The 10,995-nt window shown below is 40.4% G+C and carries 10 protein-coding genes; 6 read left to right on the top strand and 4 right to left on the bottom strand.

Annotated elements, in window-relative coordinates; translation table 11 throughout:
* The first annotated feature begins 16 nt into the window (after window positions 1–16).
* From I3259_RS15460 to I3259_RS15450, 3 genes are read left to right on the top strand one after another with little or no spacing between them, the layout of a single operon-like run.
* Complete coding sequence (locus I3259_RS15460; protein ID WP_238030445.1) at window positions 17–1,327, top strand: TolC family outer membrane protein; 1,311 nt, start codon at window positions 17–19, stop codon at window positions 1,325–1,327.
* Window positions 1,328–1,329: 2 nt separating this feature from the next.
* Entirely contained in the window at window positions 1,330–1,938 is a 609-nt protein-coding gene (locus I3259_RS15455) for an OmpA family protein (protein ID WP_238030444.1), read from the top strand.
* A 10-nt stretch (window positions 1,939–1,948) separates the two neighbouring features.
* Window positions 1,949–2,875, top strand: a complete 927-nt coding sequence (locus tag I3259_RS15450; RefSeq protein ID WP_238030443.1) for a substrate-binding domain-containing protein — start codon at window positions 1,949–1,951, stop codon at window positions 2,873–2,875.
* A 91-nt stretch (window positions 2,876–2,966) separates the two neighbouring features.
* Here I3259_RS15450 and I3259_RS15445 read toward each other — a convergent pair whose 3' ends face one another.
* From I3259_RS15445 to I3259_RS15430, 4 genes are all read right to left on the bottom strand, one after another.
* Window positions 2,967–3,410, bottom strand: a complete 444-nt coding sequence (locus I3259_RS15445) for an L-alanine exporter AlaE (protein WP_238030442.1) — start codon at window positions 3,408–3,410, stop codon at window positions 2,967–2,969.
* 332 nt (window positions 3,411–3,742) lie between these two features.
* On the bottom strand, window positions 3,743–4,954 hold the full coding sequence (locus I3259_RS15440) for an OFA family MFS transporter (protein ID WP_238030441.1): 1,212 nt from the start codon (window positions 4,952–4,954) through the stop codon (window positions 3,743–3,745).
* Window positions 4,955–5,136: 182 nt separating this feature from the next.
* Complete coding sequence (locus I3259_RS15435; protein ID WP_238030440.1) at window positions 5,137–5,871, bottom strand: LytTR family DNA-binding domain-containing protein; 735 nt, start codon at window positions 5,869–5,871, stop codon at window positions 5,137–5,139.
* A gap of 10 nt (window positions 5,872–5,881) precedes the next feature.
* Window positions 5,882–7,507 carry a sensor histidine kinase gene (locus I3259_RS15430; protein ID WP_238030455.1) on the bottom strand — a complete coding sequence of 542 codons (1,626 nt, stop codon included), beginning with the start codon at window positions 7,505–7,507 and terminating at the stop codon, window positions 5,882–5,884.
* Between the two features lie 245 nt (window positions 7,508–7,752).
* Between I3259_RS15430 and I3259_RS15425 the strand changes: the two genes are divergently transcribed.
* The 3 genes from I3259_RS15425 to I3259_RS15415 are packed head-to-tail and all read left to right on the top strand — an operon-like array spanning window position 7,753 to window position 10,666.
* On the top strand, window positions 7,753–9,402 hold the full coding sequence (locus I3259_RS15425) for a thiamine ABC transporter permease (RefSeq protein ID WP_238030439.1): 1,650 nt from the start codon (window positions 7,753–7,755) through the stop codon (window positions 9,400–9,402).
* Between the two features lie 18 nt (window positions 9,403–9,420).
* Entirely contained in the window at window positions 9,421–10,071 is a 651-nt protein-coding gene (locus tag I3259_RS15420) for an ATP-binding cassette domain-containing protein (protein ID WP_238030438.1), read from the top strand.
* Complete coding sequence (locus I3259_RS15415) at window positions 10,061–10,666, top strand: CDP-alcohol phosphatidyltransferase family protein (protein ID WP_238030437.1); 606 nt, start codon at window positions 10,061–10,063, stop codon at window positions 10,664–10,666. The genes I3259_RS15420 and I3259_RS15415 overlap by 11 nt, the downstream gene beginning before the upstream one ends.
* Window positions 10,667–10,995: the final 329 nt, after the last annotated feature.

Below are 10,995 nucleotides of genomic sequence, written 5' to 3'. Positions count from 1 at the left end.
AGATAAAGGAAAAGGAATGCGTTTATCATCATTAATAGCAGCCGCGCTATTTTCATCTAGTGCAGCACATGCACTCTCTTTAGAAGAGTCCGTTGCTTCAGCCATTGATTACAGCCCACAAATTGCTGGGCAGTATGCTCGTTTTCAATCTGTACTGCGTGAAGTCGATGGCGCACAGGCAGATTACTTACCACAAGTGAATCTTTATGCTGCAGCAGGTTATGAAGAAACCCGTTACAACAGCGGCAATAAAATCCCCAAAGATGATCGTGGTATGAACCGAACTGAAATTGGTTTAAAAGCCTCACAGTTGATCTTTGATGGCTTTAAAACCTCAGCCAATACCGATCGTCTAACGTATGAAGCGGAATCTGAACGTTTAACTTTATTGTCTGATGCCGAAGATATCTCGTTAGATACCACACGCTTGTATCTTGAAGTACTGAAAGCAAAAACCATTCATGAGTTAACCCAACGCAACGTCCGTGAACATGAAGCGATTTATCAAGATATTCTCGATAAAAACTCAAAAGGATTAAGCAGTAACTCTGACTTAGCACAGATTGCAGCACGTGTTGCGACAGCCCAATCGTCACTGATTGCTGCTGAAAATAACCTCTACGATCTCGATGCACAATTCATGCGTTTAGTTGGAAAACCAGCAACAGGGTTAATCGATCCTGTGGTCGATACTGCTCTACTGCCTAATAGCAAAGAGGTTGCAATAAAGCAAGGCATTAAACAGCACCCTGAAATTCAAGCCGCCATTGCTGATATTGAAGCAGCCCGTGAAGAAATTCGCCGAGAAAAAGGCAATTACTTCCCTGAGTTTAAGTTAGAAGTGCACGCTAATGCTAACGACAACGTGGGTAATACACTTGGCCCCGATCAAGATGCCCGTGTCATGCTGACCATGAATTACGACATCTATAACGGCGGTAAAACCAATGCTGATACAGAAGCTTCAGCTTGGCGTCATGAAGAAGCTCGCACTATCCGTTTACGTGCTGAACGTGAAGTGGTTGAAGGGACGACCCTTGCGTGGAATGCCTACAACATGCTGGATCAACAAAAGAAACTATTAAAGCAAAACGTTGATGCCGCCAAAGCCGCAGAAATGGGATACGAAGAACAATTTCGTTTAGGCCGTCGTAGTTTACTTGACGTACTGGATGCCAAAGTCGAAGTATTCCTTGCTCGTAAAAACTACATCAATACGGAATATGATCACACTCTAGCAGCTTACCGCATTCTTAATGCGATGGGTAAATTGACCTATGCGTTACGTGTTGAATACCCAGAACAATGGCAAGCGAAGGAGCAATAATCATGACTAAATCACTACTTTCTCTCATTTTATTGCCTTTGCTTTTAAGTGGCTGTGCAGACATGCCTGATACCCAAGTCACTCGCCATCAGATTGATGATCTTCGCGATCATGATAAAGATGGCGTGATCAACCAACGTGATATGTGTGCAGATACGCCTGTAGGCACAAAAGTTGATATTACCGGCTGTGCTCCTTGGGAAGTGAAGCCAAAGTACGACATTCAAACGGTTTACTTTAACTTTGATGACGACCACATTCGCTTAGATCAAAATGAAACCTACACTCAACTTTTTGATTTATTAAAGCAAAAACCACAGGCAAAAGTGATCCTTGTCGGTGATACTAGCCCTGAAGGTACCAACGAGTACAACAAAGCATTAGCACAGCGTCGAACAGCTGTGATTAAAGATGCATTGATTGAAAATGGTATTGCACCTGAGCGTATATCTGAGCAAGAGTTTACGCAGGTGACCGAATTAACCAAGCACCTAAAGAAACGTGAGCGACGCACCATTGCTGTTATAACCAGCAACCAAATGGAGCCTGTAAAAAAGTGGACAATTTACAGCTCTGAGCAATCAGCACAACATGCATCAACAGCGCAGTGAGGGAATACTCGTGAATAAATCAACTTTAACTTACATGTTACCACTGGCGCTGTTTGCTTCTTCTGCTTATGCCGATAGTAGTAAAACTATTGCGGTTGAAAATGAACTGAATACCGTCGTCAATGAACTAATTTCAACAGCGACGTTAAACGATCAATTGCTGACAGAGCAAAGCAATGACGTTCAAAAAGTGATGATTGAAGACGGGGTAAAAATTGGTATTAGCTCTCGTCGTTGGTTAGACAGCGAAGTGGCTGTTTTTAAAGATAAATACGGATATAAACCAACCGAATTGTACTTTACATCAGATGCCGTTGCGATTTTGGTTAATGACGATAATCCAATTAAGTCTATCTCAATTAATGCATTAGCTGATATTTTTGGCTGTAAATCATCACTTAAACCAGTGCAATGGCAAAGTGTTAATCCAGCTCTTGCTAACCACTCAGAGCTAACTCAAATACAAGCTTATTCAGTGAATGGGGATTTATCAGCACACCGCAATTTTACCAAGATGATCACCTGCTACGATGGTCAGAAAACAGCGACAAAATCTTTAAATAACCGTAACGACTTAATCGATACCATTGAAACAAAAGACAATGCCATTGGTTACACGGTTTACCAAAGCCAAGATAAAGACATTAAACGTATTGATATTATTGATAAAAATGGTGAAAGTTTTGGCTTAGATCATGAAACAATTTTATCAGGCCGCTACCCGCTCGCTAATGTTTACTACATGTATCTAAATCTTGGGCCAACCAATAGCCCACTATCGTCACAGCAAACCGCTTTTGTAAATTATGTAATGACACCAGAAGCGCAACAAACACTAACTGAAAATGGCTTTATCGGCTTACCACCAGCAGCAATTGAACGCAATAAAGTAGTATTAAAACAACAGCAACCTGAAATTCAAGGTGGCTATAAATAATCAAGACTTAATAATGTCTTGGAGATAAAAACAACAGGGGCGTAAAGGTTAACCTTTACGCCCCTGCTTTTACTCTGTTAACTACTTTCAATTATGCAGCATTAGGTACACGGAACATACGACGACACATTTCTAAAAACTGCCCATACACCACACCTAAAGCACCTGATACCAAAATATTACTGGTAACAGCTGTTACGATTTGATCAACGTTCGCCCCTACAACAAACAAGATCCCCGCATATACTGGTGATTGGAATAGCACATATGCCACCATATCTGATACCCCTTTCATCCAACGCTTCGATGAAATGCGCATACCTTGGTGGATCATAAAATCACGAAATACACCATAAGGCCAAGCTATCGCAATATTGATTGGAATAGATAAAGTTCGTGATGCCAATGATTGTTCAAACAACATGCCTGAAATAAAAATCTCAATCATCATGCCAGCGGCAAAGCTAAACACAACCATCGCAAAAGTATCTGCTGCGGCATTTCTATACTTTAAAGGCAATTTAATCACTGACATAGCAAGATATAACAAAATAATACGCTAACAATAACTCTGTATAGAGTGACCCTCACTGCCTTTAAATTTATAAGCAGTTTATTTGCGTATTAAACCAGAGTTCAACCAAAATAAGACACCGTATTTTAATGTTATTTTCATTTTGGTAACCAACTTTCAACATGGAAATAGTGTTTTAAACTGCCTTTATACAAACTAGCCAGCGTAATCATTTATTTATATAGATATTAACTATGCAGCACCCTTTCTCCTCCTAGATACAGATATTAAAAAATCCGAGAACTCATTATAAGCGCTCGGATTTATAGATATTCTTTTCGCAAATTATCCCGTTAGTGATTTACAACTAACTGTGCATCACTTTCACCATTCGGTAATTTAATCGTCAGTGCAATCACTAAAGACACAACCAAAAGTGCGAACATCAAATAAAACGTTGCAATAAAGCCGCCAAACACTGAAGCAACTATAGAACCAATAAAGCTACCGATACCAAAACCTAAGTAAATCACACCGTAGTTTTTAGTTAGGTTATTTAAACCAAAGAAGTCACTGACTAATGATGGGAACACAGTGATCGTGCCACCAAAACTAAATGCAATACACGCTACCGCAAAATAGAACACCATCATGTTTAAGTGAGCAAACAGTAATGCACAAACACCTAATAGACATACCGCCAGTGCAATCGCAATCACATTAGTGCGTGCCATTTTGTCTGATAACACCCCAAGTACTAAACGGCCACCAAGGTTAGCCACCGCAATAATCGCCACAGCAGAAGCGGCGACTTCAACAGATAAATGCACGTATGATTGACCAATATCTTTCGCTACCCCGATAACGTATAAACCACTCATACATACAGTTAAAAACACGAGTGCCAGCATCCAAAATTGTGGGCATTTCATTGATTCAGCTAATGAGTAATCACGTACCCCTTCCGCTGCTTCAACCGCTGAGATCTCTTGTTTTGGTGCATCTTTCATCATCAAACCACCGATGATCACCATTACCATCGCAATCACGCCCCAAACATCGAACGTTGATTCCAACCCATTGTGCTCAAGCAGATACATGTTGATGAATTTAAAACCTAAGCTACCTAAACCGTAAGCACCAATAGCACAAGCTGAAATTAAGCCTTTACGCTCAGGGAACCACTTCACACAGTTAGATAACGTCATTAAATAGCCCGTACCATCAGCAAAGCCAATTAAGAAGCCAGCGAACACATAAAGTAGAATAAGATTGGTAGCATGTGCCGTTAGTAATAAACTTGCACCCAGTAAAACGCCTGCACCTATGGTGACTTTACGCACACCAAAACGCTCTTGCATCTTACCCGCCATGGAAGAAGCAACGGCAAGTGCCAAACTCAAGATACCGAATGAAAATGCTACGCGACTAACAGGCTCTGATAGCTTGTCAGCAAGTTGGGCATTGAACAAACTCCATGTGTAAACCGAACCTAATGCAAATTGGGTAATAATGGTGCCAATTAAGGTTAGAACACGTGTTCTATTCGCGATGTGAGTGCTCATCGTCGTACTCTCCAAGGGGACTTATAACGCTGGCGATAACTGAATGAATTACCGCTTCCTGCCCTCAACATACGACGATGAATGAAGATAACAATAGGATGGAAAAACTATAAAATGAGCTGCCTGCTCAGTGGAATTAAATGCAATATATCCGCATGAAATGCATTTTGTCGCTTTGGTAATTACAGCTTCATGCGCTCGCGAAACAACTTAATATTGCTACGACTGACTGGCACCTGCTGATCATGATGCCGTAATTTCAACAGGTAGGTACTATTAACCCAAGGGATGATTTCCTGCACCCGTGATACATTAATACAATAAGAGCGATGACAACGAAAAAAGTCTGATTGAGGTAATTTTGCCACCAGCTCACTAATCGCCATTGGCGCAATAAAGCAACCATCTGCAGTATAAACCGTGGTGATTTTTTCGTTGGCTTCCGCGTAATCAATATCGCTAACAGGTGTAATAAAAATACGGTTATCTTTCATTAAATTTACGGTAAGACTACGCAATGGTTCAAACGCTTGTTGTTCTTGCTGGCTCTCCTCTTGATGTTGTAGTTCTAATTTCACTAATAACCCTTTCATCCTTGTTTCACTAATAGGTTTTAGTAAATAATCAAACGCTTCGAGTTCAAAGGCATCAACTGCATAATCTTTATAAGCAGTGGTAAACACAATGTGCGGCTTATGCTTAAACTGTGAAATATTCCGTGCCAGCAACATACCATCAATCGACGGAATATTAATATCAAGAAACACGATATCTACTTGGTTAGTTTGAAGAAACTTAAAGGCTTCTAATCCATCGTCAAAAGCAGCTTCAATTTGAATGTGACTATGGGTTTGAATTAAATATGTTAGCTCTTCACGTGCTAAATATTCGTCTTCAACAATCAGTGCTTTTAGCATGGAATAACCTTTATTTTACGTAGAACAACATTTCAGTGCCTTTCTCAAGGCGACGAATATGCAAGCCTTCACCATAAAGCAGCAATAAACGCTGATGGACATTATTTAAGCCAATACGATGAGAATCCACATTACCGCTATACAGCTTATCGATAACCTTTTGCGAAATACCAACGCCAGTGTCTTGGATCATTATGGCAATTCTCTCGCCTACTGTTTTCACTGAAATTATCACCGTTCCCGACTCTCGGGATGGTTGAATACCGTGCAAAATAGCATTTTCAACGATCGGCTGAATGAGTAAACATGGGATAAGAGGATGAACATCTTCAATATCAAAAATAACGTCGAGTTTATTACCAAAGCGGGCTTGCTCAATGGCGACATAATCGCGCACTTGCTGAAGCTCTTCTTGGATATCGATCAATTCAACGTCACGTTCTAGGTTATATCGTAGAAAATCGGCTAAATTCGCAATCAATTGCCTTGCATGATCGGGGCGGATACGAATTAAGGTAGATATTGCATTCAATGCATTAAATAAAAAGTGCGGATTGATTTTACTTTGTAGCGCTGAAAATTCAGCTTTGCTTGCCATCGCTTTTAGCTGCTCAATTCGCGACACTTCCATTTGAGTAGAGATAATTTGCGACAAACCGATCGCCATTTCACGCAGCGATAAACGGATTTGATCAGGGCGACAATAAAAGATCTTCAATGTGCCACTCACCTCGCCATTTTCCCACAATGGAATGATCAATAAGGATCGAAACTCATGCACATTTAAATTGTTACTGATAATCTGTTTACCCGTTGTTACCGCTTGGCGTGTCATACCACTGATCTGATGGTGAGCATCAAGGAAATTCTCTTCACCACTGCCGACATAAGCACGCACATCTAGAGTATCGGTAATGGCTACCGCATCGGCTTGAGTGTGTTCACGAATAATATTACACACCTTTTGTAGCGACTCTCGGCTATTGATCCGAAAGTACGGCAAGGTTTTATTGGCAATATCTAACGCTAGTTTCGCTTGCCGTGCTGCGACAATGTCTTTTTCTTCATCTAGCCCTTGCACCAATTTAATGATCAAACCAATACAGACTGTGCCCATTATCATTGGAAAGCTAATGTGCGAGACAATGTTATAAGCCAGCGCTTTATCTTCCGACAACGTCACAATCAGCACCATGGTTAATATCTCACACACCATGCCAGCCAAAATACCTAATTGGGCATAATATTTTTTCTGGCAAGACACGTGGATCCATGTCGCCAATAAACCAGCAAAAATACTGGTCAGCAGACACGCTACGGATGTCGGACCATGAATATCAATTAAATAGCGGTGAATACCAGCAATGATCCCTGCTGGAATCCCCACCCAAGGGCCAAATAATATGCCGCCGGATACCACAGCTATAATGCGAACATTGACTAACGAACCATCGACTTTGACTCCTGTATAAGTACTAAAAACCGCAAAAAGGATAAACAAAAGGGAGATCATGGCGGTTTCTGCTGGTCGACGATGCTGCTTTTTAACAATCGACTGAAAGTGCTGAGTTTGGGTTAATAAAAAAAGTGCCATTAATAGTAAAGCTGCGCGTTCAAATACCGCTAACAACATCATTAATTGGTCGTTATACACAAATAACCTACAAATAAGGAAATAAATGCAATTATACGAAATATTATTTTAATCACTGGTTATGAAATAAAAGTTTGCAAAAACAGGTCATAGTTATCGTCACAGGTAATTTATTGATTAAATAATTAAAATCGCATTGCTTATTGCATAATTATAATTACTATCAGCACCGTCTTACCTCTCTTATACGTTAAGACGATAACCTTTTTTAACCATGAGAACACGGTATGTTACCTGCGTTTTATCTCCTTTTAATTGCCGTGTGTATTTTACCGACCTTACCTGGATTGCTCGGTGTGGTGATCACAGCATTAGGCTATATGCCGCCACTAGGGTTAACTCAATTCTCATTCACCGGCTTTAACCAAGTATTACAATGGCAAGGTGTCGAACACTCTATTGGCTTAACGTTTTATACAACGGTTGCTAGTAGCTTCCTTGCCTGTTTGTTTACCTTTGCAATCATTCAAACCTGTTGGGATACACGCCTGTGGCAGCGTATTGAATCAGCATTAAGCCCGCTACTCGCTATTCCCCATGTGGCTTTTGCTATTGGCTTTGCTTTTTTATTTGCGCCAACAGGCATGGGAGTTCGTTTATTATATTCGTTCCTCCCCGCTAATTTCAGCAATCATACCGTCAGTGAAACGGCTTTGCTGGTTAATGACCCTTATGGCTTAGGACTTATCCTTATACTCGCTTTAAAAGAAACGCCTTTTTTAATACTGATGAGCATTCCCGTTCTCCAGCAATTAAGTATTAAGCAAATCCAAAAAGTTTCAGCATCACTAGGCTATAACCGAACTCAAACATGGTTAAAGTGTATTTTCCCTCAGTGGTTACCTAAGATTCGCTTTCCACTATTTGCTATCGTGGCTTATGGTGTTTCTGTGGTCGATGTGGCACAAATTATTGGACCAACCAATCCCCCTACCTTTGCCGTTTTAGTTTGGCAATGGTTTATCGATCCAAACCTACAACTCATGCCACGGGCTGCTGCTGGAGCAATCGTGCTATTTGCCATCGGTACAATACTGTTAGGTATGACAGTAGGAGTAGAATGGCTATTAATCCAATCTTTTAAACAGTGGCAATGGTCGGGAAGGCATGGCTTTGCATTACCAGGGAAATCACTTTTTACCTTATTGCTAATATTAACAGTGATGATTATCCCAGTATTAAGTCTATGGTCAGTCGCACTACGTTGGCGTTTTCCTGATGTACTTCCAACTCGTTACAGCCTGCGCTTTTGGCAACTAGAATGGAGTCATATTCTTAGTACAATTAACATCAGTGTGGTGATCGCACTGATCAGTGCATCGATTGGATTATGTTTTGCCATTGTCGCGCACGAATATCGTATAAAACATAAATGGCATATTCCTAACTATATTATTGCCATTCCGATGCTGATCCCACAGCTATCGTTACTATTCGGTTTGCAAGTACTAACTTTATTTTCCTCACTTAATACTTATCTATTATGGGTCTGTTGGGCACACCTCTTTTTTGTTTTCCCTTATGTCTATCTCACACTTGATGGTCCTTATCGCAGTTATGATCAACGTTTAACTCAAATTGGATTAAGTTTAGGGAAAACACCTTTTCAGGTATGGCTTAAAATAAAGCTGCCGCAATTATCATCGGCATTTATTTTTGCATGGGTTATTGGCATTAGCGTCAGTTTGGCACAATACCTTCCAACATTAATGCTAGGTGCCGGTCGAATAAGTACGTTAACGACAGAAGCTGTAACCCTTGCCAGTGGATCGGACAGGCGAGTTACCGCTATTTATGCCTTATGCCAAGCGCTGCTCCCGTTAGGCTTTTTTATTTTAGCTCGACAAATAAACCGACGAAAAACAATAAACGTTTAAAAATAGAGTCAACTAATCATGAGTCTACATATCAACAACGTCACAATATCAATGCCCAATAGTGATGTTTTACTGTCTTCTTTTTGCTTACAAATCGCAAAAGGAGAAATCGTGACCTTAATGGGAGCGAGTGGCTGTGGAAAATCCACCTTATTAAATTACATTGCAGGCCATTTAAGTGATGCATTTCAGGCACAAGGTAACCTTATATTAAATAATAACGATATCACTGAAGTACCTGCTCACTTACGTCAGATTGGCATGTTATTTCAAGATGATTTGCTCTTTCCTCATTTATTAATATGGGAAAACCTTGCATTTGCACTACCCAATCGTATTAAAGGTAAAGATCGCCATAAGCTGGCTCTTAATGCCCTTGAAGAGTTGCAGCTATCAGCGTTAGCAAATACTTACCCTCATCAAATCTCAGGCGGGCAACGTGCGCGAATTAGCCTTACTCGACTGCTATTAGCCCAGCCTCAATTAATCTTATTGGATGAGCCATTCAGTAAATTAGACAGTGACCGCCGTGCTCAATTTAGAGATTGGGTTTTTAACCAAATTCAGCAAGCACAAATACCCACTTTAATGGTGACCCATGATAAACAAGACATCCCAAGCAATAGCCGTGTAATTAATTGGCAAACGGAGAGTCATTATGCTCGATAGTATAAGTATTAAGCTTATTAAAGCGCCGCTGAATATTATTGCAGCCCGCCTACATCCCTATGGTATTACTGCAAATCAAGTCACCTTTACAGGTTTTCTTATCGGTTGCTTAGCGTTTCCAGCTTTAATTACAGAGCACTATTTCATCGCCCTGTTTTTTATCTTGCTCAATCGTATTTGTGATGGTGTTGACGGGGCGCTTGCACGTATTCAAGGTATTACCGATGCGGGGGGCTTTCTTGATATTAGTTTAGATTTTTTATTCTATTCCTTAATACCTTTCGGCTTTGTACTCGCCAATCCAGAACAAAATGCCATTGCTGGCGCATTTTTAATCTATGCCTTTATTGGAACGGGCAGCAGTTTTCTTGCTTTTGCCGTTATGGCAAGTAAGCGAGGCATTGAAAACCCCGTATATCGTAATAAATCATTGTATTACATGAGTGGATTAACTGAAGGCACAGAAACCATCGGCTGTTTTGTGCTGTTTTGCTTGTTCCCTCAACACTTCGCTGTCATTGCCTACATTTTTGCATCAGCATGTTGGTTTACCACTTTTACGCGTATTTATGGTGGTTTTAACACTTTGAAATAAATGACTCAAAGTAAAACAAACTCAGCAGCCTTCTTTAATATGACGGAGCAGCTCTGGGGATTAGAGGATTTGAACCCTTCTAATATCAGTATTAGATTAACTTTAAAAAATCTTCATACTTATAGGTGCAAGAAAGCTGCTGAATTTCGTCAGTAGCTTTCTTTAATAAATATTGCGGAATCGTTCTGGGTATTTGAAGATTTGAACCCTGCTTTGAAAATATCAAATGACTCAAAGCAAAAAAGCTGCTGAGTCAAACTCAGCAGCCTTCTTTAATATGGCGGAGAGATAGGGATTTGAACCCTAGATACGCTATAAACGTATGCCGG

The sequence above is a fragment of the Photobacterium sp. Ph5 genome (assembly GCF_022129445.1).
In the GTDB taxonomy this organism is placed as follows: domain Bacteria; phylum Pseudomonadota; class Gammaproteobacteria; order Enterobacterales; family Vibrionaceae; genus Photobacterium.
Note: the sequence above shows the minus strand (reverse complement) of the source record. Positions and strands in the feature narration are given on the sequence as shown.

Excerpts from the sequence above, each read along its gene's own strand:
- I3259_RS15425 (WP_238030439.1), top strand. The coding sequence starts at position 7,753 with ATGTTACCTGCGTTTTATCTCCTTTTAATTGCCGTGTGTATTTTACCG.
- I3259_RS15430 (WP_238030455.1), bottom strand. The coding sequence starts at position 7,507 with ATGATGTTGTTAGCGGTATTTGAACGCGCAGCTTTACTATTAATGGCA.
- I3259_RS15420 (WP_238030438.1), top strand. The coding sequence starts at position 9,421 with ATGAGTCTACATATCAACAACGTCACAATATCAATGCCCAATAGTGAT.
- I3259_RS15455 (WP_238030444.1), top strand. The coding sequence starts at position 1,330 with ATGACTAAATCACTACTTTCTCTCATTTTATTGCCTTTGCTTTTAAGT.
- I3259_RS15445 (WP_238030442.1), bottom strand. The coding sequence starts at position 3,410 with ATGTCAGTGATTAAATTGCCTTTAAAGTATAGAAATGCCGCAGCAGAT.
- I3259_RS15415 (WP_238030437.1), top strand. The coding sequence starts at position 10,061 with ATGCTCGATAGTATAAGTATTAAGCTTATTAAAGCGCCGCTGAATATT.
- I3259_RS15435 (WP_238030440.1), bottom strand. The coding sequence starts at position 5,871 with ATGCTAAAAGCACTGATTGTTGAAGACGAATATTTAGCACGTGAAGAG.
- I3259_RS15460 (WP_238030445.1), top strand. The coding sequence starts at position 17 with ATGCGTTTATCATCATTAATAGCAGCCGCGCTATTTTCATCTAGTGCA.
- I3259_RS15440 (WP_238030441.1), bottom strand. The coding sequence starts at position 4,954 with ATGAGCACTCACATCGCGAATAGAACACGTGTTCTAACCTTAATTGGC.